This is a genomic window from Dyella sp. C9 (assembly GCF_003332825.1).
Taxonomy (GTDB): domain Bacteria; phylum Pseudomonadota; class Gammaproteobacteria; order Xanthomonadales; family Rhodanobacteraceae; genus Dyella.
In genome coordinates, this window is sequence record NZ_QIRF01000006.1 from 103,717 (window position 1) to 130,470 (window position 26,754).

A 26,754-nucleotide genomic window follows, 5' to 3' on the forward strand; every position below is an offset into this window, starting at 1 on the left:
GAGCTACGATCCGCCGGCCTGCCCCGCGTCAACCCAACGGGTGACGGGTCGTTATAGATGCCTCGGCAGCTTTCCGACGGCAATCCATCGCAACGGGCCTTGCTGCCGCAGAAGATGATCTGTCTTGTTGGTCTTTGGACACTGTGGATTGAACAGCTGGGAGATGCTGCATGAGTGCCGACGCCGCGAAAGTTTCCGGGCAGCGACATAAGGGACGTGGGCTGCTGATCGCCGTGGTGGTGATCGTCGCACTGGTGGCACTGATCGTGGTGCACCTGCTCACCGGGCAGAAGACACGAAACGGCAACCCCGTGCAGGTGGTCAGCGCGGCGCAGGCCAGCCAGGGCGACATGCCCGAGATCCTCAGCGCGCTGGGCACCGTGACGCCGACGGCCACGGTGAACGTGCTGCCGCAACTGAGCGGCTACCTCACCGAGGTGGGCTACCAGGAAGGCCAGGACGTGGTGAAGGGCCAGTTCCTCGCCCAGATCGATCCGCGCCAGTACGAGATCAACAAGCAGCAGGCCGAGGCGCAACTGGCCAAGGACCAGGCGAGCCTGGACCAGGCCCGCGCCGACCTCGCCCGCTACACCCAGCTGCACGAGCAGAAGTCGATTGCCGAGCAGACCTATACCGACCAGAAGTTCACCGTGCAGCAGGACGAGGCGGCGGTGAAGGCGGACAAGGCGGCCATCGCCCAGTACGAACTGGACCTGGTGTACTGCCACATCACCGCGCCGGTGTCCGGCCGCGTGGGCCTGCGCCTGGTCGATCCGGGCAACTACGTCACGCAGTCCAGCTCGCCCGGCATCGTCACCATCACCACCATGAAGCCGACCACGGTGCAGTTCACCGTGCCGCAGAACTCGCTGTCCAAGGTGCTGCAGCGGGTGGGTAGCGGCGACAAGCTGCCGGTGACGGTGTTCAACAGCGACAACAGCAAGCAGCTGGCCACCGGCACGCTGTACGCGCTCAGCAACCAGATGGCGACCAGCACCGGCACGGTGACCCTGCGCGCCACCATTCCCAACGACGACGAGGCGCTGTTCCCCAACGAGTTCGTCAACGTGCAGCTGCTGGTGGACACCTTGCACAACGCGGTGCTGGTCCCCACGCCTGCGGTGCAGAGCGGCGCACCGGGCGACTACGTATACCTGGTCAATGACGACCAGACCGTGTCGGTGCACAAGGTCACCCCCGGCCCCAGCGACGGCAAGCACACGGTGATCCTGCAGGGCCTCTCGGTGGGCCAGCAGGTGGTGACCGACGGCATGGATCGCCTCAGCGATGGCGCCAAGATCCGCGTTGCCTCGGCGCATCCCGCCGCGGCAGGCAGCGCCGGTGCGTCCCATGCGCCCCACGAGGGCGGCAAGTCCCGGCACGCCGCCTCCGCCACCACCTCGTCGTAAACGACGGGCACGCGACCGATGAATATTTCCCGCCTGTTCGTACTCAGGCCGGTGGCCACATCGCTGCTGATGATCGCCCTCGTGCTGGTGGGCCTCGTCGCCATGCGCTTCCTGCCGGTGTCGTCCCTGCCCAACGTCGACTACCCGACGATCCAGGTCCAGACCTTCTATCCCGGCGCCAGCCCCACGGTGATGGCGACCACGGTAACGGCGCCGCTGGAAGTGCAGCTGGGCGAGATCCCCGGCCTGCAGCAGATGACCTCCAACAGCTCGGCCGGCGCGTCCATCATCACCCTGCAGTTCGACCTGTCGCTCAATCTCGACGTGGCCGAGCAGAACGTGCAGGAGGCGATCAACGCCGCCAACAGCCTGCTGCCCTCCGGCCTGCCGGCGCCACCGACCTATGCCAAGGTGAATCCGGCCGACCGGCCCATCCTCACCCTGGCGGTCACCTCCAATTCGATGTCGCTGCCGCAGTTGCAGGACGTGGCCAACAACCGACTGGGCGCGAAGATCTCGCAGGTGCCCGGCGTGGGCCTGGTGACGCCGGCCGGCGGCAACGTGCCGGCCATCCGCGTCGAGGCCGATCCCAAGAAGCTCGCCGGCTACGGTCTCAACATCGATGACCTGCGCTCGCTGATCGCCAACGTCAACGTCAGCCAGCCCAAGGGCAACTTCGACGGCCCCGACCTCGACTACACCATCAACGGCAACGACCAGATCCAGGATCCCAAGGATTACCTGGATACCGTCATCTCGTACCAGAACGGCGCGCCGGTGTACCTGCGCGACGTGGCGCGCGTCACCCAGGCGGCGCAGAACACCGAACAGGGCGCGTGGTTCAACAAGACCCAGGCCATCGTGCTCAACGTGCAGCGCCAGCCCGGCGCCAACGTGATCGCCACCGTCAACCAGATCATGAAGCAACTGCCGCAGCTGGAATCGACACTGCCGGCGGGCATGAAGGTGGAGGTGGTATCCGACAGCACCGGCGTGATCCGCTCGTCGGTGTCCGATGCGGCGTTCGAGCTGATCCTCGCTGTGGTGCTGGTGGTGCTGGTGATCTTCGTGTTCCTGCGCAACCTGCCGGCCACCATCATCCCGAGCATCTCGGTGCCGGTGTCGTTGATCGGCACGCTCGCGCTGATGTACCAGCTCAATTACTCGATCGACAACCTGTCGCTGATGGCGCTGATCATCGCCACCGGCTTCGTGGTGGACGACTCGATCGTGATGATCGAGAACATCGTGCGTTACCTCGAGGAGGGCAAGACGCCGCTGGAGGCCGCGCTGGAAGGCGCCGGCCAGATCGGCTTCACCATCCTGTCGCTGACCGTGTCGCTGATCGCGGTGCTGATCCCGCTGCTGTTCATGGGCGGCGTGATCGGCCGCCTGTTCAGTGAATTCGCGGTGACCCTGGCCGTCACCATCGTGCTGTCCGCCGTGGTGTCGCTGACCCTGGTGCCGATGCTGTGCGCACGCCTGCTGCGTGCCCAGGCCGAACGCCACCCCAGCCGCTTCGAGCGAATCAGCGAGCACCTGTTCGACAAGACCCTGGCCGCGTACAAGCGCGGCCTGCACGTGGTGATGGAGCACCAGACTGCCACCCTGCTGGTGTTCATGGCGACCCTGGCGCTGACCATCATTCTGTACGTGGTGATCCCCAAGGGCCTGTTCCCGGTGCAGGACGTGGGCGTGCTGCAAGGCATCAGCGTGGCCGACAATTCGGTCTCCTACAGCACCATGGTGACTCGCCAGCAGGCACTGGCCGATGCCATCCTGAAGGATCCGGACGTCGCCGGCCTCACTTCCTACGTGGGCATCGACGGCACCAATACCACGCTCAACAACGGCCGCTTCCTGATCAACCTGAAGGCGCGCGATGACCGCTCCTCCACCGCCGAGGAGATCGCCCGCCGGCTGCAGGACGAGGTTTCGCATGTCGCCGGCATCAAGCTGTACATGCAGCCCGAGCAGGACCTCACGCTCGACACCACCGTCTCGCCGAACCAGTACCAGTTCGTGCTGCGCGGACCCAACCAGCAGGCCTTCGCGCAGTACGTGCCCGAGCTGATCGAGCGAATGAAGAAGCTGTCCTCGATCACCGACGTCACCAGCGACCTCAACAACGATGGCCTCAGCGTCAACGTCGAAGTGAACCGCCAGCTCGCCGCGCGCTACGGCATCACCGCGGCGACCATCGACAACGCCCTGTACGACGCGTTGGGCCAGCGCATCGTCTCTACCATCTTCGAGCAGGCCAGCCAGTACCGCGTGATCCTGGTGGCCAAGCCCGAAAGCATCCCCACGGTGGAATCGCTGGGCGACCTATACCTGCCCAGCCAGACCAGCAGCACCGGGCAGGTCCCGCTCAAGGGCATCGCCACCATCAAGATCACCAAGTCGCCGCTGGTGATCAGCCATCTCGCGCAGTTCCCGTCGGTGACGGTGTCGTTCAACCTGGCGAAGGACGCCTCGCTGAGCAAGGCGGTGAAGGAGATCAACGCGGTCGAGCAGCAGGTGCACCTGCCGTCGTCGATCACCTCCACCTTCCAGGGTGCAGCGCAGGCGTTCCAGGATTCGCTGTCCAGCGAGGTCTACCTGCTGATTGCCGCGCTGGTGGCCGTGTACATCGTGCTGGGCGTGCTGTACGAAAGCTTCATCCATCCGGTGACGATCCTCTCCACCCTGCCCTCTGCCGGCATCGGTGCCCTGCTGGCGCTGATGATCGCCGGCAGCGACCTGGACGTGATCGGCATCATCGGCATCGTGCTGCTGATCGGCATCGTGAAGAAGAACGCGATCATGATCGTGGACTTCGCGCTGGAAGCCGAGCGCGAACACGGCAAGCCGGCCGAGGAAGCCATCTTCGAAGCCTCGCTGCTGCGCTTCCGCCCGATCCTGATGACCACCCTGGCGGCCATGCTCGGTGCGATGCCGATGCTGCTGGGCACCGGCACTGGTTCGGAGCTGCGCCGCCCGCTGGGCCTGGCGATCATCGGCGGCCTGGCGCTGAGCCAGATGCTCACGCTGTTCACCACACCGGTGATCTACCTGTTCTTTGACCGCCTCGCCGAACGCTTCGGCCGCAAGGCCAAGGCCGAGCCGGCCGGGGAAACGCCGTGAACATCCCCGGCGTATTCATCCGGCGACCGGTAGCGACCACCCTGCTGGCGGTCGCCATCCTGTTGTCGGGCCTGCTGGCCTACTTCCACCTGCCGGTGGCGCCGCTGCCCAACATCACCTTCCCGGTGATCGTGGTGCAGGCGAACATGGCCGGCGCCAGCCCGGACATCATGGCCTCCACCGTGGCCGAGCCGCTGGAACGCCGCCTGGGCACCATTGCCGACGTCACCGAGCTCACTTCGCAGAGCACGGTGGGCACCTCGATGATCGTGGTGCAGTTCGGCCTCAACCGCGACATCAACGGCGCCGCGCGCGACGTGCAGGCGGCCATCCAGGCCGCCCGCGCGGATCTGCCGACCACCTTGCGCAACAATCCGACCTACCGCGAGTACAACCCCGCCGATTCACCGATCATGGTGCTGGCGCTCACCTCGCATACCCTCACCCGCGCCCAGCTTTACGACTCGGCCGACTCGGTGATCCAGCAGCAGCTCTCGCAGGTCGACGGCGTGGGCCAGATCACCCTGGGCGGCAGCGCCCTGCCCTCGGTGCGCGTGGAACTGGAGCCGGACAAGCTCAACAGCTACGGCATCGGCCTGGAGGACGTGCGCGCAGCCATCAGTGCCGCCAACGCCGACAGCGTGAAAGGCCATATCGACGAGAACGGCCAGCGCTTCGAAGTGCTGTCCAACGACCAGATCAGCAAGGCCGCACCCTACCGCGACCTGGTGGTGGCCTACCGCAATGACGCGCCGGTGATGCTGCGCGACGTGGCACAGGTGCTGGACTCGGCCGAAAACATCCGCAATGCCGGCCTCTACAACGCCAAGGACGCGGTGCTCGTCATCGTCTACCCGCTGCCCGGCAGCAACATCGTCAAGACGGTGGACCAGATCCGCCAGGTGCTGCCGTCGATCGAGGCCACCCTGCCGCACAACGTGCACATCGGCGTCGCGGTGGATCGCTCGCAGTCGGTCAACGCCGCGGTGAACGACACCGAACGCACGCTGGTGATCGCCATACTGCTGGTGATAGGCGTGGTCTACATCTTCCTGCAGTCACCGCGCGCCGTGCTGGTGCCCGCGGTCGCGCTGCCGCTGTCCATCGTCGGCACCTTCGGCCCGATGTACCTGATGGGCTACAGCATCGACAACCTGTCGCTGATGGCGCTGACCATCGGCACCGGCTTCGTGGTCGACGACGCGGTGGTGGTCCTCGAGAACATCGTGCGCCACATCGAATCGGGCATGGATGTGCACGAGGCGGCCATGGTGGGTAGCGCCGAGGTCAGCTTCACGGTGATCTCGATGAGCCTCTCGCTGATCGCCGTGTTCCTGCCCATCCTGCTGATGCCGGGCATCGTGGGTCTGCTGTTCCACGAATTCGCGGTGACGTTGTCCACCGCCATCCTGCTCTCGCTGGTGATTTCGCTGACCGTGACGCCCACCATGGCGGCTCACGTGCTCAACCGCCACAGCCTGCATTCGCAGGCACGCTGGGCGGTGTGGTACGAACGTCAGTTCGAGCGCTTCAAGCAGGCCTACTCGCGCTCGCTCACCACGGTGATCGGCCATGCGCGACTGGTGATCCTGCTGCTGATCGGCCTGATCGTGCTCAACGTGTTCCTGATCAAGCTGCTGCCGTCCACGTTCTTCCCCGAACAGGACAACGGCATCCTGATGGGCCAGATCATCGCCGACCAGAGCATCTCGTTCCAGGCGATGGAGCGCAAGCTCGCGCAGCTGCAGGACATCGTGCAGAAGGATCCGGCCGTGGCCTCGGTGGCCGGTTTCACCGGCGGCCGCGCGCTCAACACCGCCAACGTGTTCATCGAGCTCAAGCCGCTGGCCGAGCGCAAGCTTTCGGCGGCCGAAGTGGTCGATCGCCTGCGGCCCAAGCTCAATGCGGTATCGGGCGCCAAACTGTTCCTGCAGGCGGCGCAGGACCTGCACATCGGCGGACGCCAGTCGGCCTCCGAATACCAGTACACGCTGACCAGCGACGACCCGACCGCGCTGTACACCTGGGTGCCCAAGCTGGTGACCGCGCTGGGCAAGTACCACGCCCAGCTGACCGACGTGAACTCCGACCTGCAGCAGAACGGCCTGCAGATCTACGTGAACATGGAGCGCGCCACCGCCGCGCGCTACGGTTTCGCGCCCAACCAGATCGACAACGTGCTGTACGACGCGTTCGGTCAGCGCACCGTATCCACCATCTACAACCAGCTCAACCAGTACTACGTGGTGATGGAAGTGGCGCCCCAGTACTGGCAATACCCGCAGACGATCGAGCGCATGCGCTTCAGCACTGCCGCCGGCAACGCCTCGGGCACCGAGCAGACGCAGATGTCCGGCGCGCTGGTTTCCGGCGTCACCTCGTTCATGGCGGTGGGCTCCTCCAGCACCGGCACCTCGGGGACCAACGCACTCAACGCCAACGCCGAAGCCAACCAGCTCACCAACGCCATCTCCAACTCCAAGGGTGGCAGTTCCAGCGGCAGCGCGGACAGCACGGCCGCGGAAACCATGGTGCCGTTCCCGGCGCTGGCCAGCTATGTCAGCAACCACACTGCCACCCAGGTGAACCACCAGGGCGGACTGGTGGCCGGCACCATTTCCTTCAACCTGCCGCCAGGCGGCTCGCTCAGCAGTGCGCTGGCCGCGATCGACCAGGCCTCGCAGGAGATCGGCATGCCCGCCTCGATCCACGGCGGCAGCGCGGGTGCGGCGCAGGTGTATGCCCAGTCGATGGGCACCATGCCACTGCTGATCCTCGCTGCGCTGGCGGCGGTGTACATCGTGCTGGGCATCCTCTACGAGAACACGGTGCATCCGATCACCATCCTCTCCACCCTGCCCTCGGCGGGCATCGGAGCGACGCTGGCGCTGTTGATCTTCGGCACGCCGTTCTCGGTGATCGCGATGATCGGCATCATCCTGCTCATCGGCATCGTGAAGAAGAACGCCATCATGATGATCGACGTGGCCATCCACCTGCAGCGCGACCAGGGCATGGAGCCGCACAAGGCCATCCACGACGCTGCCGTGGTGCGACTGCGCCCGATCATGATGACCACCGCCGCCGCCGTGCTTGGCGCGGTGCCGCTGGCCATCGGCATTGGCCAGGGCGCCTCGCTGCGCCAGCCACTGGGTATCACCGTGATGGGCGGCCTGATCCTCAGCCAGGTTTTCACCCTGTACACCACGCCGGTGATCTATCTCTACCTCGACCGTCTGCGCGCCAGGCTCGCGCGCTGGTCCGAGAGCCTGCCGTGGAACCGATCGGACGTGAACGCATGAACACGAAGCTATCCCGCAAGGCCCTGGCCGTCTCGATGACGCTGCTGCTCGGCGGCTGCATGGTCGGCCCCGACTACCATCGCCCGCAGGTCAATGTCGCGCCCCAGTACAAGGAGCTGCCCGGCTGGACCGCGGCGGCGCCCGAGGCCGCCGAGGCCGCGAAGGGCGACTGGTGGACCTCCTTCAACGATCCGTTGCTCAACGAGCTGGAGCCGCAGGTGGCGGTATCCAACCAGACGGTGGCGCAGAGCTACGCCAACTACCAGGCCGCGCTGGCCGAGGTGCAGGTAGCGCGTGCATCGCTGTTCCCCACCCTCGGCGTGGAAGGCGGCGCCAGCAAGCAGCGCTCCGCGGCCGGTAGTGCCGGCAGCGGCGTGGAACACCTGACCCCGGTGAGTACCACCGGCTCGCTGGAAGGTACCGCCAGCTGGGCGCCCGACCTGTGGGGCAAGGTGCGCCGCACGGTCGAGCAAAACAAGGCCACCGCGCAGGCCAGCCAGGCCACGCTGGCCAATGCCACGCTGTCCGAACAGACCGCCCTGGCCACCGCCGTGATCGAACTGCGCGTGACCGATGCGAATATCGACCTGTTGCAGAAGACCGTCACGGCCTACCAGGAATCGCTGCGCGTGGTGTCCAACCAGGACAGCGCCGGCACCGTGCCGCCATCGGACCTGATCAGCGCGCGCACCCAGCTGGAGAACGCCCAGTCCAGCCTGATCGCGCTCGGCGTGGCCCGCGCGCAATACGTGCATGCGATCGCCGTGCTGGTGGGCAAGAATCCCGAGGAGCTGGACATTCCACACAGCACCTCGCTGCCCACCCTGCCCAGCGTACCCAGCGGCGTGCCCTCCACCCTGCTGCAGCGGCGCCCGGACATCGCCGTGGCCGAACGCCAGATGGCGGCGCAGAACGCGGCGATCGGCGTGGCCGTGGCGGCCTACTATCCGACCATTTCGCTGTCCGCGGCAGACGGGTTCTCGCAATCGCCACTGGCGGGCCTGCTGCACGTCGCCAACCACGTGTGGTCGCTCGGTGCCGACGTCAGCGAAACCGTGCTGGACTTCGGCGCACGCCACGGCCAGGTGACCGAGGCCAAGGCCAACTACGAGGCGGCCGTGGCCAACTACCGCCAGACCGTGCTTTCCGCGTTCAAGAACGTGGAAGACGACCTCTCCGGCGTCAACATCCTCGCCCAGCAGGCGAAGGTGCTGGACAGCGCGGTACTGGACGCCACCCGTGGCACCGAGATCACGCGCAACGAGTACCAGGCCGGCACGGTCGACTACACCACGGTAGCCACTGCGGAGGCCACCCAGCTCAGTACCGAGGAAAGCGCGTTGAGCGTACGCCAGCAGCGCCTGCTTGATACCGTCTCGCTGATCGGCGACCTTGGCGGCGGCTGGTCGGCCGACCAGCTCACCGGCATCAAGACCGCCGACGCCTCCGGCAACCCGCACTGACGCGCTGGCGGCCGGGCCCGGGGCTTGGCACACTGCCGGCCCCGCCCGATTTGCCCGCCGCCATGCTGCCCACCTCTTTCGCACTCTCCCCCATCGTCGCCGGCCTGTGGCGCATCACCGAGTGGAAACTCTCGGTGGCCGAGCGCGTGCGCTGGATCGAGCAGGCGCTGGAACTGGGCATCCACAGCTTCGACCACGCCGACATCTATGGCGACTACCAGGCCGAAGCGCAGTTCGGCGAGGCGCTGAAGGCTGCGCCCGCCTTGCGCGAACGCCTGCAACTGGTGACCAAGTGCGGCATCCGCCTGCGCTCCGCGGGGCGGCCCTATCGCATCAACTACTACGACACCTCGGCGGCCTACATTCGCGCCCAGGTGGAGCAGTCGCTGCGCAACCTGCACACCGAACAGTTGGACCTGGTGCTGATCCATCGCCCGGACTACCTCATGAATGCCGCCGCGCTGGCCGACACCTTCGCCACGCTCACCCGCGAGGGCAAGGTGGCGCGCTGGGGCGTGTCCAACCACAGCGCCGGGCAGTTCGCCCTGCTGCAACAGCATCACCCGCTGGTGACCAACCAGGTGGAGCTGTCGCCGCTGCAGATGGCGGCGCTCGACGACGGCACGCTGGAGCAAGCCCAGCAGTTGGGCCTGCGTCCGATGATCTGGTCGCCGCTGGGCGGCGGCCGCCTGTTCACCGGTGATGACGCGCAAGCCGTACGCCTCCGCGCGGAGATGACGGCCATCGCACAGCGCTACGGCATCAGCCTCACTACGCTGGCCTTCGCCTGGATCCTTCGCCACCCCTCGCGCCCGCATCCGGTCACCGGCTCCAGCCGCATCGAAAGCCTGCGCGAAGCCGTGGCTGCACTGGACGTGCAACTGGACCCGGAGGACTGGTACGCGATCTGGACGGCGAGCAAGGGGCACTCGGTGCCCTGACCCTGCAGGAGCGCACCCTGTGCGCGACCAACCTGCCTCAACGGCACCATGGGGTCGCGCACAGGGTGCGCCCCTGCAGCCGCCTCAACGATTGCTCACGCCGTGCGGTACATGGCCGGTCGCCACGTGCTTGCGCGCCGACTCCACGTTGGCCGGTGAATCGTCGAAGAAGATGTCCGCGCCGAAGGCATCGAGGAACGGGCCCTTGTCGCGCCCGCCGAGGAACAGCGCCTCGTCGATGCGCACGCCCCAACGGCGCAGGGTGAGGATCACGCGCTTGTGCGCCGGTGCCGAGCGCGCCGTGACCAGCGCGGTGCGGATCGGCGAATCCTCGGCCGGGAAGGCGGCCTGCAGGCGGTGCACGGCGGTCAGGAAACCGCGGAACGGCCCCACCGAGAGCGGCTCGTCGGCCAGCTCGCGTTCGCTGCGATGGAAGGCTTCCAGCCCCTCCTCGCGCGACACGCGCTCGCCTTCGTCGCCGAAGATCACCGCGTCGCCGTCGAAGGCGATGCGCAGCTGTTCGGTCGCGCGCGGCGGCGCCGTGGACGGCAGGATGGTAGCCGCCGCCACGCCCGCGGCCAGCGCGCGGCCCACGTCCTCGGCGTTGGCGGAAAGAAACAGGTCGGCCTTGAATGGGCCGATGTAATCGGAGGTCGGCGCACCGCTGGTGAAGGCGGCGCGACTGATCTCCAGGCCGTAGTGCTGGATGGCGTTGAAGATGCGCAGCCCGGTGTCTCCCGAATTGCGCGACAGCAGGATCACTTCCACGGGTGGCACGTCGCCGGCCAGCTTGTTGAGGTCCAGCAGTTTCTGCACCAGCGGAAACGCCACGCCCGGCTTCAGGATCTCGTTCTCATGCTCGATCTGGAACGAGCGGTAGGCATCCAGCCCATCGCGCTCGAACAGCGTATGGCTGTCGCCCAGGTCGAACAGGGCGCGCGAGGAGATGGCCACGACGAGTCGGTTGTCACCCGCGGAGCCGGGATCGTGGGCGTTGTGGCTGGGCTGGTTCATGAGGGCAATCTAGCAAATTGGGGACGGGAGATGGGTAGCGGGGGCGCCAAAACCGAATGGCCTGGAAACCCACTGGCTAAGCCAAAGGCACATCCGTGCAGCCCATCCCGCTCCCCATCAATCCTGCGCGAACTGCTCATCCAGGATGCGCTGTTCCAGATTGTGCTCCGGGTCGAACAGCAGGCGCACGCCCTGCCCCTCGGACTGGCGGATCTGCACCTCGCGGATGTCGCGCACTTCGTGATAATCGGCGGTCGCGCTCACCGGGCGCTTGCCCGCATCGAGCACGCGCAGCGTCACCAGCGTGCGATGCGGCAGGATCGCACCACGCCAGCGACGCGGGCGGAACGGACTGATCGGCGTCAGCGCCAGCACATTGGCATCCAACGGCAGGATGGGACCGTGCGCCGACAGGTTGTAGGCCGTGGAGCCCGCCGGCGTGGAGACCAGGATGCCGTCGCACACCAGGTTGGGCAGCTTCACCGTATCGTTGAGCTTCACTTCCAGATGCGCGGCCTGGTTGCTCTGGCGCAGCAGCGACACCTCGTTGAAGGCCAGCGCATGATGCACGTCGCCATTGCCGTCGGTGGTGCGCATCTCCAGCGGATAGAGCACGGCGGCATGGGCCCGCGCGATGCGCTCCTCCAACTCGTCGATGCGATGCTTGTTCATAAGGAAGCCGACCCGCCCCAGCTTCATGCCATACACCGGGGCCGGCAGCGCACGATAGGCATGCAGCGTGCGCAGCATGAAGCCGTCGCCCCCCAGGGCGACGATGACATCGGCCTGCTCCGGCGGCACGTCGTCATAGCGGTCGACAAGCTTGCGGCGTGCCTGCTGGGCGACGTTGGTTTCGCTGGCGACAAAGGCAAAGCGCATAGGGCCGGGCTTCAGTCGGAAGAAGAGGCCCACAGTTGAGCCCAGATGGACGAAGGGCGCAAGACCGTCGCCGGCCTGCGCCCTTCGAGCTTGCTGCTGTCAGCAGGTTGTCATCCCGGCCAGGGCCGGAATGACAGGCCGGCTTACTGGTTCACCGGCACCTGTGCCAGCTGCGCCAGTCGGCGAACCGCGACCGAGGCGATCGGGTAGTCCGCGTTCTGGGTGAGGATCTCCGCCAGCATGTTGCGGGTGTACTTCAGCGTGGCGTCGTCACGCTGCAGCCATGCCTGCACCGGCGAGATGTCCTTGGCGGCGCCGGTCATCGACAGCACCTGCAGGGCCAGCGCGCGATGCTGGTGGTTGAGCTCGTCCAGCAGCGAACCGCGGGCCTGGGCATGCCATGCGCCTTCCACCGGCAGCGCCTCGATCTGGCTGCGCAGCCACTCGAGGTCGAGCGACTCGCCCAGTTCGTAGAACACGCTCGCCACCTTGGCGATCGCCTGGCCGCTCTGCTGGGCCACCTCGACGATGTCCAGCATCGCCCGCAGCTCCGGCATGCGTGCCATGCGCAGCGCCAGCTCGGACGGCAGGCCGAGGCCTTCCCACTTCTCCTGGCTGGTGGCGAACTCCTGGCGACCGGTTTCGGTGAGCGCCGCCGGCAGCGCCGCGCGCAGCTCGGTGACGCCGGCCTGGTAGCGCTCCACGTTGGCGTTGATGTCCAGCGTGCCGCCCGGACGGTTCAGCAACCAGCGCGTGGTGTGACGCAGCAGCGACCAGATCTGCAGGATGGCGTCGATCTGGGTGTTCTCCGCCACCTTGCCGTCCAGCGCCTCGATCTGCGACCACAGTTCACGCGCATCGAGGATCTCGCGCGCGGCCGTGTACGCCTTGGCGATGGCCGCCGGACCCTGTCCGGTATCTTCCTGCATGCGCATCATGAAGGTGGCGCCCATGCGGTTGATGGTGGAGTTGGTCACGGCCGTGGCGATGATCTCGCGTTTCAGGCGATGGCGCTGCATGTGGTCGGCATACTTGCCGTGCAGCGGCTCGGGGAAGTAGCGCACCAGCTCCTTGGACAGGTACGGATCTTCCGGCACGTCCGAATCGAGCAGCTGCTGGTACAGCTTGATCTTGTCGTAGGACAGCAGCACCGACAGTTCCGGACGGGTCATGCCGATGCCGCGCGTCTTGCGCTCGGTCAGCTCCGACTCGCTCGGCAGGTTCTCCACCTGGCGGTCCAGCAGGCCTTCCTGTTCCAGCATGCGGATGAAGTGCGCCATCGAGCCGATGCGATGCACCGACTGGTGCTCCATCAGGGTGATGGCCTGGTTCTGGCGGTAGTTGTCCCACAGCACCAGCTGGCCCACTTCGTCGGTCATGCTGGCCAGCAGGGTGTTGCGCTGGTCGAGCGTGAGCTCGCCACGCTGCACCGCGTCGCCCAACAGGATCTTGATGTTCACCTCATGGTCGGAGGTGTCCACGCCGGCCGAGTTGTCGATGAAGTCGGTGTTGAGCAGCACGCCATGCTGGGCGGCTTCGATGCGGCCCTTCTGGGTGAAGCCCAGGTTGCCGCCCTCGCCCACCACCTTGCAGCGCAGCTCGGCGCCGTTCACGCGCAGCGCATTGTTGGCGCGGTCGCCCACGTCGGCGTGGGTTTCGCTGGCCGCCTTCACGTAGGTGCCGATGCCGCCGTTCCACAGCAGGTCCACCGGCGCCTTGAGGATGGCGCTGAGCAGCTCGTTCGGCGCCAGCTGGGTGACCTCGGGCGCGAGGCCCAGCACGCCGCGCACTTCCGGCGAAATCGGGATCGACTTCAGGCTGCGCGGATACACGCCGCCGCCCTGCGAGATGAGCGACTTGTCGTAATCGTCCCAGCTCGAACGCGGCAGCTTGAACATGCGCTCGCGCTCCGCGAACGAACGCTCGATGTTCGGGTTCGGGTCGAGGAAGACGTGGCGATGGTCGAACGCGGCCACCAGCTTGATGTGGCGCGACAGCAGCATGCCGTTACCGAACACGTCGCCGGACATGTCACCGATGCCCACGCAGCTGAAGTCTTCGGTCTGGCTGTTGCGGCCCAGTGCGCGGAAGTGGCGCTTGACTGACTCCCAGGCACCCTTGGCGGTGATGCCCATGCCCTTGTGGTCGTAGCCGTTGGAACCGCCCGAGGCGAACGCGTCGCCCAGCCAGAAGCCGTGCTCGACCGAGATGGCGTTGGCGATGTCGGAGAAGGTCGCGGTGCCCTTGTCGGCAGCCACCACCAGGTACGGATCGTCGTTGTCGTGGCGCACCACGTCATGCGGCGGCACTACCTTGCCTTCGACCAGGTTGTCGGTGATGTCGAGCAGGCTGCTGATGAACATGCGGTAGCAGGCGATGCCCTCGGCCAGCTGCGCGTCGCGGTCGCCGTTCACCGGCGGACGCTTGACGAAGAAGCCGCCCTTCGAGCCGACCGGCACGATCACGGTGTTCTTCACCATCTGCGCCTTCACCAGGCCCAGCACCTCGGTGCGGAAGTCTTCGCGACGGTCGGACCAGCGCAGGCCGCCACGGGCCACCGAGCCGAAGCGCAGGTGGATGCCTTCCACGCGCGGCGCGCTGACGAAGATCTCGCGATACGGCACCGGCTTGGGCAGGTCCGGCACGCGGTGCGAGTCGAACTTGTAGCTGATGTAGCTGCGGTAGGCGCCATCCCACTGCTGGAAGAAGCTGGTGCGCAGGGTGGAACGGATCAGCGCCATGAAGCTGCGCAGGATGCGGTCTTCGTCCAGGCTGGACACGGTTTCCAGCAGCGTGCCGATGGTTTCTTCCACCACGCCGACCTGCTCGGCGCGCGGCTTGGACAGCGCGCCCACCAGCCCGTCGATCAGGCCCGGATGCGCGGAGCGCACCGACTCGGGGATCAGCGCCTGCATCTCGCCGCGCAGCAGCTCGCCGGCACGACGCAGCTCGTCGGCACTCAGCGACTCGCGGCGCGGGTCGAACTTGGCCAGGAACAGCTCCACCAGCAGGCCGGCGATGGCCGGGTAGCGGTTGAAGGCGTCTTCCATGTAGTTCTGCGAGAAGGCCACGCCGGTCTGCAGCAGGTACTTGCAGTAACCGCGCAGCATGGCGATCTGGCGCCAGCTCAGCTTGGCGCCGAGCACCAGGCGGTTGAAGCCGTCGTTCTCGGCGTTGCCGCGCCAGATCTGCTCGAAGGCGTCCTCGAACAAGGTGCCGACCTGCTCCACGCTGAAGGCCAGGCTGCCGGCGGTCTGCACCTCGAAGTCCTGGATGTACAGCGTGCGACCGTCGATCTTCACGTCGTACAGGTGCTCGGTGAGCACGCGCAGGCCCAGGTTCTCCAGCTGCGGCAACACCTCGGACAGCGCGATGTCGCCGCCGCTGCGGTAGATCTTGAAGCGCAGCTCTTCCGGACGGGCGTCCGGATGGTAGAACGACATGCGCACCGCATCGTCGCCCTTGAGCAGCGCCAGCTGGCGCACGTCCTCGGCGGCGGAGGTCGGCGAAACGTCCTCCACGTAGCCGGCCGGCAGCGCCTTGGCGTAACGGTTGGCCAGCACCACCCCGTCATGGTCGCCCAGCTTGGCCACCAGCGCGTCGCGCAGGTCGTCCTGCCAGTTGCGCACGATGGCGGCCACGCCCTTCTCCAGCTCGGCCACGTCGTAATGCACCTGGTCGCCGATCTTCGGGCGCACCACCACGTACAGGCGCACCAGCGCGGCCTCGCCCATCAGCACGGACGAATCGATGTACTCGCCGCGCATGGCGTTGCGCAGCAGCCCCTCGATGCGCTCGCGCACCGTGGTGTTGAAGCGCTCGCGCGGCACGTACACCAGGCAGCTGACGAAGCGGCCGTAGCGGTCGCGGCGCACGAACAGGCGGGTACGTGCGCGCTGGCGCAGTTCCAGCGTGCCCATGGCATTGCTGTACAGCTCTTCCTCGCCGCTCTGGAACAGCTCGTCGCGCGGCAGCGTCTCCAGGATGTGGCGCAGCGCCTTGCCCGAATGGGAGTCGCGTTTGAGGCCGGACTGGTTCATCACGTACTCGTACTTCTGGCGCACGAGCGGCACGTCCTGCGGACGGGCCATGTAGGCATTGGAGGTGAACAGGCCCAGGAAACGCTGCTCGGCCACCGGCTTGCCGTTGGCGTCGAACTTGAGCACGCCGACGTAATCCATGTAGCCCGAACGATGCGCATGCGAGCGCGCATTGGTCTTGGTCAGTATGATCGCATCCATGGAGCCCGACTGCGGCAGGTCGTGCGCCACCAGGCTGCGCAGCGAGCGCGGCGCCAGCGAGCGTTCGCTCTTGTGCAGGATACCCATGCCCGAGGTTTCATCGGCACGCAGCACTTCCTCGCCGTCGGCCTCGGTCACCACGTACTCGCGGTAGCCCAGGAAGGTGAAGTTGTCGTCAGCCAGCCAACGCAGGAATTCCGAGGCCTCCTTCACCGCGCCGGCTTCCAGCGGCAGCTGGCGGGACGGCAGGTCGGCTGCGATGGCCAGCGCCTTGTCGCGCATCTTCGGCCAGTCGTTGACGGCGGTGCGCACGTCTTCCAGCGCGCCTTCCAGCTGGGCCTTGAGCTTGGCCTGCGCCTCCTCGTCGGCCACGCGATCCACTTCGAAGTGCATCACCGACTCGGGCTGCGCGTCTTCCGCGCCCAGCTTGAGCAGCTTGCCCGAAGCGTCGCGGGTGGCGTTCACCACCGGGTGGATCACGGCGTGGATCTGCAGGTGCTCGCTGGCCACCATGGTGACGGTGTCGACCAGGAACGGCATGTCGTCGGTGACGACCTGGATGTAGCTGCGGCCGGCATGGCCCGTGGCCGGATTGACCACGCGCACCGAAGCGCGGCCGGGCTGGCGCTGCTGCATGAAGTTCAGGAGGTCGGCGACGATGGCCGCCCACTCGGAGGCGGTGTGCAGCTCGAGATCGCCGTCGGAAATGCGCGCAAAGAAGGCGCTGATAAAAAATTGCGCCTCATCAAGGCGCTGGGTCTGGAATCCGGTTTGCTTCAATTCTTCGAGAACAACAGTGGGGAAGGAGCTGTTGCTAGCCGCACGAATCGCGTTCATGGCATCTACTGTGTGGGGGAGACGGAATCAGGCTAAAAAAAGCCTCAAAAGGATACGCCTCACGTCAGGGCTTAGCTACCGTTGCCACCAGACCACTTCAGCTGACGGCAGGTCACTGCGCCATTGCAGCACAGCCCGCAAGCGCAGCCTGCACGACATCGAAACGTTGGTCCGGCGCCTGCCCGAGGCTCTTTGGGGGAAAGAAAAGCCCGAGGGCATCATGTGTTGCCTGCGCCGCACGGAAGGAAGCCCAGTGCGACCCGGCGCACGATACCAGTGCGTATGTCACCCGCGCGCAAGCGCGCGTGCGCTGCGACGCAGCACGCAAAAAAACTGGCGCGCGCCTGCCACAGGGATCGCGCCCGATGTCCCGCACCGGCCCACTGGTCATTTTCTCGCCAAGCGCCCGCTACTCGGCATCGCGTGCACGGACCATTGGCACACGACCCGGTGCACTACCGCTGGCAAGATCCTCACACGCGTGCCGCTAAGCTTCCCCAGCGCGGACACTCTCCCTTCACGGAATTAAGACAAAATGGTCAGGCAGGGACTGGACATATGTATGGCCATGGCCATTGCCCACTCTCCGGGAAACCCCGGGGGGCGCTTTGTGCACCCATTTGGGGAAAAGTCCATGGCTCTACAAATTTTAAACTGTACGGTATAGTCCAAGCTCGCCCGGTCTGAGCCATGGCTACCGTGCCCCACAATCGCGCCGGATCCCCGCCCAGGGAACCGGTGGCCCGTGGGGTTGCCGTGCGCTTGAACCTAGCTAGACCTTTCACCATCGCCCTGGAGGGCGATGGTGCGCTGCATCCCGATCACATCAAAAACAAAGCAATGGAGCCCACATGATGTCCTCGTCACTGCGCACACCACTGTTGTGCCTTGGCCTGCTCACTCTGACCGCCTGTGGCAACGGCAAGCAGGCCGCGCCGCAGATGCCGCCGCCGGAAGTCGGCGTGGTGAAGGTGCAGCCGCAGAGCGAGCCGCTGCGCAAGAGCCTGGTGGGCCGCCTGTCCGCTTACCGCAGCGCCGATGTGCGCGCACGCGTATCCGGCGTCCTGGTCAAGCGCGTCTACACGGAAGGAACCGACGTCAAGGCTGGCCAGTTGCTGTTCCAGATCGACCCGGCGCCGTACCAGGCCGCACTCAACTCGGCGCAGGCCAACCTGGCTTCGGCCAAGGCGACCTATGCCAACGCCCACGTGGTGGCTGAACGCGACCGAGCGCTGATCCCGCAGGGCTACGTCTCGCGCGCCCAGCTGGACGCCGACGAGGCGACCGAGCGCTCGGCCGCCGCCGGCGTGCAACAGGCCGAGGCTGCCGTGGTCACCGCCAAGGTCAACCTCAGCTATACCAACATCACCTCGCCGATCGATGGCCGCGCCGGCCAGCAGCAGGTCACCGAGGGTGCCATCGTCGGCAGCAGCACCGCCGATACCGGCTCCAGCGCCACCCTGCTCACCACCGTCGACCAGCTCGACCCGCTCTACGTGAACTTCACGATGAGCGTGGCGGACATGGACCAGATGCGTCGTGCCCAGCAGACCGGCAACGTCACGCTCAGCCAGCAGAACAAGGCCACCGTGACGGTGACCCTGCCGGACGGCACGCCCTATGGCCAGGATGGCGCTCTCGACTTCTCCGACACCACGGTCAACCCGACGACCGGTGCGGTGAACCTGCGCGCCCTGCTGCCGAACCCCGACCGCGCCCTGTTGCCGGGCCAGTACGTGACGATCAGCGCCAACCTGGGTGAACAGCACAACGTGTTCCTGGTGCCGCAGGCCGCCCTGCAGCGCGACACCGTCGGTGCATACACGATGGTGGTCGGCGCGGACGGCAACGTCGTGCGCAAGGACGTGGTCGCCACCGACACCAGTGGCAGCAACTGGATCGTCACCAGCGGTCTGAAGGCCGGCGACCAGGTGGTCGTCTCGGGCCTGCAGCGCGTGAAGGCCGGAGCCCCGGCCAAGGCGACTCCGTGGCAGCCGGACCAGAAGCCGGCCGCGCCGGGTGCCGCCCAGGCTGGCGCCAAGCCGGCCAACGGGCAGTAAGCAAGGGAGCTAGACGATGCCCAGTTTCTTTATCGACCGCCCCATTTTTGCGTGGGTGGTAGCGATCCTGATCACCCTGTGCGGCACCATCGCGGTGCTGAACATGGGTATCGAGTCGTATCCGAACATCGCCCCGCCACAGGTGACGGTCACCGCCACCTACCCCGGCGCGAGCGCGGACACCACCGAAAAAACCGTCACCCAGGTCATCGAGCAGCAGCTCACCGGCATTGACCACCTGCTGTACTTCAGTTCGTCGTCCAGCTCCAGTGGCTCGGCGACCGTCACCCTCACCTTCGAGACCGGCACCGATCCGGACATCGCCCAGGTGCAGGTGCAGAACAAGGTGTCGCTGGCCACTCCGCGCCTGCCCACCGAAGTAACCCAGCAGGGCGTGGTCGTCGCCAAGAGCAACCCGGACTTCCTGATGTTCGTGGCGCTGACCTCGAGCAACTCGGCGATCGACGGCAACAGGCTCACCGACATCGTGTCCTCCCAGGTGCTCGACCAGATCGGTCGCATCCCCGGCGTGGGCAGCACCCGCCAGCTCGGCTCCGAGTATGCGATGCGCGTGTGGATCAACCCGGACAAGCTGCAGGGTTACGGCCTGTCGGCGACCGACGTCCAGACCGCCCTGCTCGCCCAGAACGTGCAGTTCGCCGCCGGTTCGCTGGGTTCCGATCCTGCCGTGAACGGCCAGGGCTTCAGCGTCACCGTGTCCGCCGAGGGCCGTTTCGTGACGCCCGAGGAGTTCAACAACGTCATCCTGCGCGCCAATCCCGACGGCACCGTGGTGAAGCTCGGCGACGTGGCCCGCATCGACTTCGGCCCGCAGAGCTACGGCTTCGCCGCCACCTGGAATGGTACGGACACCGGTTCGTTCGGTGTGCAGCTGCTGCCCGGCGCCAACGCGCTGGACGTGGCCACCGCCGTGCGCGCCAAGATGGAAGAGCTGTCCAAGAGCTTCCCTGAAGGCGTGACCTGGTTCGTCCCGTACGACTCCACCACCTTCGTGAAGATCTCGATCAAGGAAGTGGTGCACACCCTGGTCGAGGCGATCATCCTGGTGTTCCTGGTGATGCTGCTGTTCCTGCAGAACATCCGCGCCACCATCATCCCGACCCTGGTCATCCCGGTCGCGCTGCTGGGCACCTTCGTGGGCCTGTTGCCGCTGGGCTTCACCGTCAACCAGCTCACCTTGTTCGGCATGGTGCTGGCCATCGGTATCGTGGTGGACGACGCGATCGTGGTGATCGAGAACGTCGAACGCATCATGACCGAGGAGCACCTCTCGCCCAAGGAAGCCACCCGCAAGGCCATGGGCCAGATCACCGGCGCCGTGGTGGCCATCACGGTGGTGCTGGCGGCGGTGTTCGTGCCGTCTGCCCTGCAGCCGGGCGCCTCGGGCGTGATCTACAAGCAGTTCGCCTTGACCATCGCCGTGTCGATGGGCTTCTCGGCGTTCCTGGCGCTGTCGTTCACCCCCGCCCTGTGCGCCACGCTGCTCAAGCCGACGCACACGCAGAAGAAGAACATCGTCTTCCGCACGTTCAACAACGTGTTCGACCGCGTCACGCACACCTACTCCGGCCACATCGGCAGTGCCATCAAGCATGCGCCGCGCTGGATGATCGTGTTCGTACTGGTCTCGCTGCTGTGCGGCTTCCTGTTCACCAGGCTGCCCACCAGCTTCGTGCCGGACGAGGACCAGGGCTATGCGCTGGCCATCGTGTCGCTACCTCCGGGCGCCAGCCTGCAGCGCACCCAGCACGTGATGGAAGAGATCCGCGGCGTGTTGCTGAAGGATCCGGCGGTCGACGGCGTGTTCCAGATCTCCGGCTTCAGCTTCGTGGGCCAGGGTGAAAACACGGGCATGAACTTCATCCGGCTGAAGGACTGGGATGCGCGTGACGTGACTGCCACGCAATTCATCCAGCAGTCGAACATGAAGTTGCACGCGATCCGCGATGCGCAGATCTTCGTGGTGAACCTGCCGACCATCCGCGGCCTCAGCCAGTTCGGCGGCATCGACATGTACCTGCAGGCACGTGCCGGCCAGTCGCGTGAAGAGCTGACCCAGGCCCGCAACGTCCTGCTCAACAAGGCCGCACAGAGCCCTGCCCTGGTCGGCGTTCGCCCGAACACGCTGGAAAGCGCCCCGCAGCTCGACCTCACCGTCGATCGCCAGCAGGCGCAGTCGATGGGCCTGTCGGTCAGCGATATCTACAACGCGATCCAGCTCACGCTGGCGCCGGTGTACATCAACGACTTTGCCTACGCCGGTCGCGTGAAGCGCGTGATGGTGCAGGCCGACGCGCCCTACCGCATGGGCCCCGAGGCACTGCAGCACGTCTACACGCCCAGTTCGCTCGCTTCGGCCAGCACCTCGGCCACGGCCAACAACATGATCCCGCTGGCCAGCGTGGTAAAGGCGAAGTGGGACATGGCCGAACCGGCACTGACCCGCTACAACGGCTACTCCGCGGTGGAAATCGTGGGTAACGAAGGCCCGGGTTACTCCACCGGCCAGGCCATGGCGGTGCTGGAAGGCATCATCAACGACAACCTGCCCAAGGGCTTCGGCTTCGACTGGACCGGTCAGTCGTACCAGGAAATCCTGGCCGGCAACGCGGCCATGCTGCTGATGGTGCTGTCCATCTTCATCGTGTTCCTGTGCCTTGCCGCGCTGTATGAGAGCTGGTCGATCCCGGTGGCGGTGCTGCTGGTGGTGCCGCTGGGCGTGCTTGGCGCAGTGGTGTTCACCATGCTGCGTGGCCTGCCCAACGACATCTACTTCAAGATCGGCATGATCACGGTGATCGGCCTGGCCGCGAAGAACGCGATCCTGATCGTCGAATTCGCGGTGGAGCAGCAGCAGGCTGGACGCACGCTGCGCGACGGCGTGGTCGAGGCAGCCCGCCTGCGCCTGCGCCCGATCCTGATGACCTCGCTGGCGTTCATCCTCGGCGTGCTCCCGCTGTTCATCTCCACCGGCGCGGGCGCCAATGCCCGCCACGCCATCGGTACCGGCGTGATCGGCGGCATGATATTCGCCACCTTCCTGGGTCTGCTGCTGATCCCGGTGTTCTACGTGGTGGTGCGCCGACTGCTGGGCGACAAGATGGACGAGGTCTCGCACACCATCCGTCACGACCACGGCGAAGGCGACGACCACGGCAATCCGCCCGCGGGCACCACCCCGCCCCAGGGTGGTGGTTCGGGCCCGCAGGCTGGCATGCAGCCGTTCGATTCAGACCCGCGTCGCGGCGCCTGATCGACGCCATCATCGGCAAAAGCAAAGCCCCGGTCGCACGACCGGGGCTTTTTTCTGGCTGAAACCACCAGTGATGCAGCGTGCAACCCTCTTCCGTGCGGGTCAGGAACTGCGAACAGAAGACACCGTCACCACGGTGAACCGTAGGGTCCTGCACCCTCATCGCAGGCCGGGATACTGGGCACCAACCCGACCAACCGTCGACTATCGGGAGGCGCCTCGTTGGAACGACGACCTGAGCGAGCATCAGGTTTCATTAGCCGCTCCAAGAGAGCCCCAGGCGAAATCACCGGTGAATGGATCAGTGCCAGTTGGCCGCAATAACCGGGCTCAGTGCCGAAGCATAGTCGGGCGGCAAATAGGCCTGATCCGCAGCAGGCGGTGAGAACGCGGCCATGGCAGACACCAGTGCATTCACCTGGCCGCTCAGCAGCGCGCTTCCATCAGCCGTCTTGAACTGCTCCACCTGGCTCTTTGTGCTGGCATACCAATTGCGGATCGTTGCGCTGTCGCTTGAGCCAATGATGCTGACTTCAAGATCAGCCCCCACGCGACGGAACCACAATTGATCAGCGCCGATACCCTCGCCAAAAACCAGTACATCCGTGGCGCCGACGTAACTTTCCGTCTCCACGATGGTGTCCCGTCCATCACCCCGATTGAAAATATACGTGTCGCTGTTCCAGCTGCCGTACAGGAGATCGTCGCCGGTACCGCCGACGAACACGTTGTTGTTGGCGCTGCTGCTGACCTTCAGGGTGTCGTTGCCTGCACCGCCTTCCATGCGGTTGCTGCCTGCACCACCGTCCAGCACGTCATCGCCGTCGCCACCGATCAGTACATCATTACCCGCGCCGCCGTTGAGGACATCGTTCCCTGCCCCCCCGATAAGTACATCGTCGCCATCTCCCCCATTGAGGGTATCGTTACCACTGCCACCCAACAAGAAATCACCACCCGTACTTCCATTGATCACATCGGCATTGCCTGTACCCAACTGAAGGCGAAAATCGCCAATCAGGAAATTCTTCGAGAACATCGTTGCCAATGCATCAAGCTTCCCCGACTGGTCCAACAGCTTCGTCATAGCCACCAGCGTCGGCAGGTAGACGGCTCTTTCGCTGGCTAACGTCGGCATGAATTTCATTAGATCGATGAAATTCGCCATCGCCTGCACACTATCGACCTGCGATGCTTGTTCGAGCCGATGAAGCATCGGCGCATAGTCCAGAGCGATGCCATCGGTATCCAGACGCACGCCTATGGCGTCCATATAGGGTTTCAATCGTGTTTGCAGTGCCAACTGCTGGTATGCGCCATTGAAGAACGTCTCGTAGACCTTTAGGTAAGCGGCGACATTGCTCTGTCCCCACCAAAGATCACCGCTGGGCACCTCGCCGAGCAAGACCTGTACGACACGAACTTTTTGTGCGGTGTCCGCATCCAGCGTGGTGATGGTCTTATCCACCGTCTGGCTTGGCGTCAATCTGATCTCATTGCTGGAGTCCGCACTCTCCGTCGCACCCGAGGCATGAAGCGTGATGCCCTGATCGGTCCACAGAGGACTGGTCCTGGCCCAGGCCAGAAGCAGGTCGCTCAACAATGTCAGCTGCCCTGCGCGGGCTTGCTCCGCGGAGAAGTCACGCACGAGCTGTGCGAGCGCGGGCGAAAGGACGCACGCTTCGCGCAAATCACGCAGCGCCCCCATACCCTGCATGGTGGCCAGTGACAACAACTCCGCCGGAATGTCAATCTTGTCGTCAAATTTGCTGTGCAACGCATCGCTGTCGAACGCGAAGTCCTGCATTACCTGGGTCGTCAGGCTTCCGTCCGCATTGCGACGCGTAAAACTGCCGATTCCAACCAGAGACCCGCCATCCACCGAGGTGTTTGCGTTCGAATAAGCCAACGAGAAGTTGACGATACCCAGTTGATCAAGTGTAAACAGCTCGTTGGCCTGCGAGATGCCGTCGCCATTGAGGTCTCGCCAGATACGCAAAGAAGCAAAGGCCTCATCACTGGCATCAATCACACCGTCGCCATTACTGTCCAGGTCTGCCAGCGCTTCAAAGCCGTTGGCAGCACGCTTGCCGCTATGCAGCATCGTCTGATCGCCAAACAGCTCGGCGCCGTTATCAATCGTGCCGTTACCATCGATGTCTCGTACCAGCAATCCATCGTTTCCACCGACCCAGCCTGTGGCGGTGCGGATGCCGTCGCCATTGTGATCAAACAAGGCGCCAGACCAATTGCTCTCAAGGTTCGTGCTGACCTTGCCGTCGCCGTCGAGATCCAGCGCCAGAGGATCGTAGCGAACGATGCGATAGGTATTGCCATGGATGATGGTGTTCGCTACGAGTTCGAGTTGCGCCGCGAATGCATCAACCGCAAAAGATAATTCACCTTTCAGCTTTGCGATCTGATCGCCAAACTCATTCGCCAGACGATCCAGGGCACTCTGGATGGCTCCCGATTCGATGGCGCCCCACGCATTATTGGTCAAAAGCGGGCCACCGGTGCCATTCACATCATCCCAAAAATTGGCAATACCGTGAGCGTCCAGGATGTCAGCCAATCTCAGCCATTCACTCAGCGTCCCGAAAGACGATAAGTCAGCGGCCTCCGCGGCGCTCGCATACATGGCGTCCTGACCAATATGGTCGGACAAGCGCGAAACGGGATCGAACACATCCCGATGATTCGTCACCAAGCCCATCGCAGCGTCAGGGTTGTAGCCATAGTGCTCCGCGATGGAGTACGCGCCATACGCGTTGAATGTTTCGGCGTGCACGCCGTAGGTGGCGGCGAGCAACTGCGCCGCCGTGCCACCCAGCGAGTGTCCGGTGGCGCTGACATCAGCCGTACTGAGGCCATTTTGACTTGCATAATCAAGAGCCCACCGCATGGCCGCACTTGCTTCGACCCATTGGGGCGGCGCCTCGCCGCTGACCATCGCAAAGTCGGCTAGGACGTCGTGAATGTCTTTGAAGTTGGTGCCTGGGCTGGATACAACAATCTCTTTCGTCGCCGTGTTCTGCAATACCGCCCCTTGATAGCCATTGGCCGAAAGAGACGTCACGTAGAGAACTTGATAACTGGCTCCAGCTCCCGTTACTACTTGGCCAACGGTTAATGGCTTATATACTATGGAAGATAAAAACGCGTAGTCTTGAGCCGAAACAGTCATAGCATCTCTCCTTGATGTGATCGCCTGACTTGAATACTTGCACTGACACCAGGCACAGGTTTATCCGAGGTCGCCGGAGGGAAGCATATGTTCACGTCGGCACGAATGAAGTTACACCTGACATCCCATTTAAAACCTTCCTTAAAATCTTTCCTCGAGATAGCAGTATCGGCATAACGTCCGTTCGGAGCACGCATAGTGATGACCACATGCCGAATTGTCCAAGCGCATTTTTCTCTTGGTGCGTAATAATCTTGGTATATCTCAAATACGCCGCCTTCACCCTTCGCCTGGATATCGCCTTTAGGATAATCAATATTCCCCCCTAAGCTGTACCAGTAATCGATATTGCTGCATTCCTTTGACAGATTTCCGTATTGAACGCTGACGGTCACCGGGTAATCAGTCTCATGCCCATCCACAGTCACCACGAGCTCCAGCTTGTCGCGTGGCGCCGTGTTCACTGGCGGAGGAGATAGGTCCTTCTTTCCACTGCAGCCAGCCAATAGAAAGACGATGGCCACGCTCAACACGGCGCTCACATGTCGCCTTGCAGCCAAAATCATCGACGCCTCCGGATTCGAAATGGAAAAAACCGATCCCGAGATCCCGGCCGGATCGTTCCCTTTAAGCACCCTCACGGAAGGTGCAACTCGGGCCGAGTTTTTGGTGCGACACCCAGTTCATCGAGAGTAAGTAGCGCGTTGGCTCCTGAGCCGCCATCACCATCGGCGCTCGCGCAAATGACGTCGCGAGCAATTTTGCCGACCGGCCGCGACACGGGATTCAACACATCCCGACGGCTGGTCACCAAGCCCATCGCAGCGTCAGGGTTGTAGCCATAGTGCTCCGCGATGGAGTACGCGCCATACGCGTTGAATGTTTCGGCGTGCACGCCGTAGGTGGCGGCGAGCAACTGCGCCGCCGTGCCACCCAGCGAGTGTCCGGTGGCGCTGACATCAGCCGTACTGAGGCCATTTTGACTTGCATAATCAAGAGCCCACCGCATGGCCGCACTTGC

Annotated in this window: 12 protein-coding genes and 1 pseudogene; 7 read left to right on the forward strand and 6 right to left on the reverse strand. The window is 64.8% G+C overall.

Annotated elements, in window-relative coordinates; all coding sequences use genetic code 11:
- Nucleotides 1–170: 170 nt before the first annotated feature.
- From DVU99_RS10145 to DVU99_RS10165, 5 genes are all read left to right on the forward strand, one after another.
- Nucleotides 171–1,409, forward strand: a complete 1,239-nt coding sequence (locus tag DVU99_RS10145) for an efflux RND transporter periplasmic adaptor subunit (protein ID WP_114240094.1) — start codon at nt 171–173, stop codon at nt 1,407–1,409.
- 18 nt (nt 1,410–1,427) lie between these two features.
- Nucleotides 1,428–4,535, forward strand: a complete 3,108-nt coding sequence (locus DVU99_RS10150) for an efflux RND transporter permease subunit (RefSeq protein WP_114240095.1) — start codon at nt 1,428–1,430, stop codon at nt 4,533–4,535.
- Nucleotides 4,532–7,837 carry an efflux RND transporter permease subunit gene (locus tag DVU99_RS10155; protein WP_114240096.1) on the forward strand — a complete coding sequence of 1,102 codons (3,306 nt, stop codon included), beginning with the start codon at nt 4,532–4,534 and terminating at the stop codon, nt 7,835–7,837. The genes DVU99_RS10150 and DVU99_RS10155 overlap by 4 nt, the downstream gene beginning before the upstream one ends.
- Complete coding sequence (locus DVU99_RS10160; RefSeq protein WP_114240097.1) at nt 7,834–9,300, forward strand: efflux transporter outer membrane subunit; 1,467 nt, start codon at nt 7,834–7,836, stop codon at nt 9,298–9,300. The genes DVU99_RS10155 and DVU99_RS10160 overlap by 4 nt, the downstream gene beginning before the upstream one ends.
- A 62-nt stretch (nt 9,301–9,362) precedes the next feature.
- The gene (locus DVU99_RS10165) at nt 9,363–10,241 is read left to right on the forward strand and encodes an aldo/keto reductase family oxidoreductase (protein ID WP_114240098.1); all 879 of its coding nucleotides are present in this window, start codon (nt 9,363–9,365) and stop codon (nt 10,239–10,241) included.
- Between the two features lie 84 nt (nt 10,242–10,325).
- Here the strand turns inward: DVU99_RS10165 and DVU99_RS10170 are convergent, their stop codons facing one another.
- The 3 genes from DVU99_RS10170 to DVU99_RS10180 form a co-directional block, all read right to left on the reverse strand.
- A complete protein-coding gene (locus DVU99_RS10170) occupies nt 10,326–11,255 on the reverse strand; it encodes a 5'-nucleotidase (protein ID WP_114240099.1) in 930 nt (309 codons plus the stop codon).
- Between the two features lie 117 nt (nt 11,256–11,372).
- Nucleotides 11,373–12,134, reverse strand: coding sequence for an NAD kinase (locus DVU99_RS10175; RefSeq protein ID WP_114240100.1), 762 nt, complete (start codon nt 12,132–12,134; stop codon nt 11,373–11,375).
- A 143-nt stretch (nt 12,135–12,277) separates the two neighbouring features.
- Nucleotides 12,278–17,212 carry an NAD-glutamate dehydrogenase domain-containing protein gene (locus DVU99_RS10180; RefSeq protein ID WP_114240101.1) on the reverse strand — a complete coding sequence of 1,645 codons (4,935 nt, stop codon included), beginning with the start codon at nt 17,210–17,212 and terminating at the stop codon, nt 12,278–12,280.
- A gap of 851 nt (nt 17,213–18,063) precedes the next feature.
- On the opposite strand from DVU99_RS10180, the gene DVU99_RS10185 reads away from it, so the two are divergent.
- The gene (locus DVU99_RS10185) at nt 18,064–19,272 is read left to right on the forward strand and encodes an efflux RND transporter periplasmic adaptor subunit (RefSeq protein WP_198670260.1); all 1,209 of its coding nucleotides are present in this window, start codon (nt 18,064–18,066) and stop codon (nt 19,270–19,272) included.
- 16 nt (nt 19,273–19,288) lie between these two features.
- A complete protein-coding gene (locus tag DVU99_RS10190; RefSeq protein WP_114240102.1) occupies nt 19,289–22,546 on the forward strand; it encodes a multidrug efflux RND transporter permease subunit in 3,258 nt (1,085 codons plus the stop codon).
- Nucleotides 22,547–22,847: 301 nt separating this feature from the next.
- Here the strand turns inward: DVU99_RS10190 and DVU99_RS10195 are convergent, their stop codons facing one another.
- From DVU99_RS10195 to DVU99_RS10200, 3 genes and pseudogenes are all read right to left on the reverse strand, one after another.
- The gene (locus DVU99_RS10195; protein WP_114240103.1) at nt 22,848–25,733 is read right to left on the reverse strand and encodes a calcium-binding protein; all 2,886 of its coding nucleotides are present in this window, start codon (nt 25,731–25,733) and stop codon (nt 22,848–22,850) included.
- Nucleotides 25,730–26,299, reverse strand: a complete 570-nt coding sequence (locus DVU99_RS19740; RefSeq protein ID WP_157971397.1) for a hypothetical protein — start codon at nt 26,297–26,299, stop codon at nt 25,730–25,732. The genes DVU99_RS10195 and DVU99_RS19740 overlap by 4 nt, the downstream gene beginning before the upstream one ends.
- Before the next feature lie 71 nt (nt 26,300–26,370).
- A pseudogene (locus DVU99_RS10200) lies at nt 26,371–26,754 on the reverse strand (hypothetical protein); the annotation flags it as partial.

What these genes read in the sequence shown, in the direction of transcription:
- DVU99_RS10145 (WP_114240094.1), top strand. Translation starts at nt 171, where the DNA reads ATGAGTGCCGACGCCGCGAAAGTTTCCGGGCAGCGACATAAGGGACGT.
- DVU99_RS10150 (WP_114240095.1), top strand. Translation starts at nt 1,428, where the DNA reads ATGAATATTTCCCGCCTGTTCGTACTCAGGCCGGTGGCCACATCGCTG.
- DVU99_RS10160 (WP_114240097.1), top strand. Translation starts at nt 7,834, where the DNA reads ATGAACACGAAGCTATCCCGCAAGGCCCTGGCCGTCTCGATGACGCTG.
- DVU99_RS10165 (WP_114240098.1), top strand. Translation starts at nt 9,363, where the DNA reads ATGCTGCCCACCTCTTTCGCACTCTCCCCCATCGTCGCCGGCCTGTGG.
- DVU99_RS10170 (WP_114240099.1), bottom strand. Translation starts at nt 11,255, where the DNA reads ATGAACCAGCCCAGCCACAACGCCCACGATCCCGGCTCCGCGGGTGAC.
- DVU99_RS10175 (WP_114240100.1), bottom strand. Translation starts at nt 12,134, where the DNA reads ATGCGCTTTGCCTTTGTCGCCAGCGAAACCAACGTCGCCCAGCAGGCA.
- DVU99_RS10180 (WP_114240101.1), bottom strand. Translation starts at nt 17,212, where the DNA reads ATGAACGCGATTCGTGCGGCTAGCAACAGCTCCTTCCCCACTGTTGTT.
- DVU99_RS10185 (WP_198670260.1), top strand. Translation starts at nt 18,064, where the DNA reads ATGATGTCCTCGTCACTGCGCACACCACTGTTGTGCCTTGGCCTGCTC.
- DVU99_RS10190 (WP_114240102.1), top strand. Translation starts at nt 19,289, where the DNA reads ATGCCCAGTTTCTTTATCGACCGCCCCATTTTTGCGTGGGTGGTAGCG.
- DVU99_RS10195 (WP_114240103.1), bottom strand. Translation starts at nt 25,733, where the DNA reads ATGACTGTTTCGGCTCAAGACTACGCGTTTTTATCTTCCATAGTATAT.
- DVU99_RS19740 (WP_157971397.1), bottom strand. Translation starts at nt 26,299, where the DNA reads ATGATTTTGGCTGCAAGGCGACATGTGAGCGCCGTGTTGAGCGTGGCC.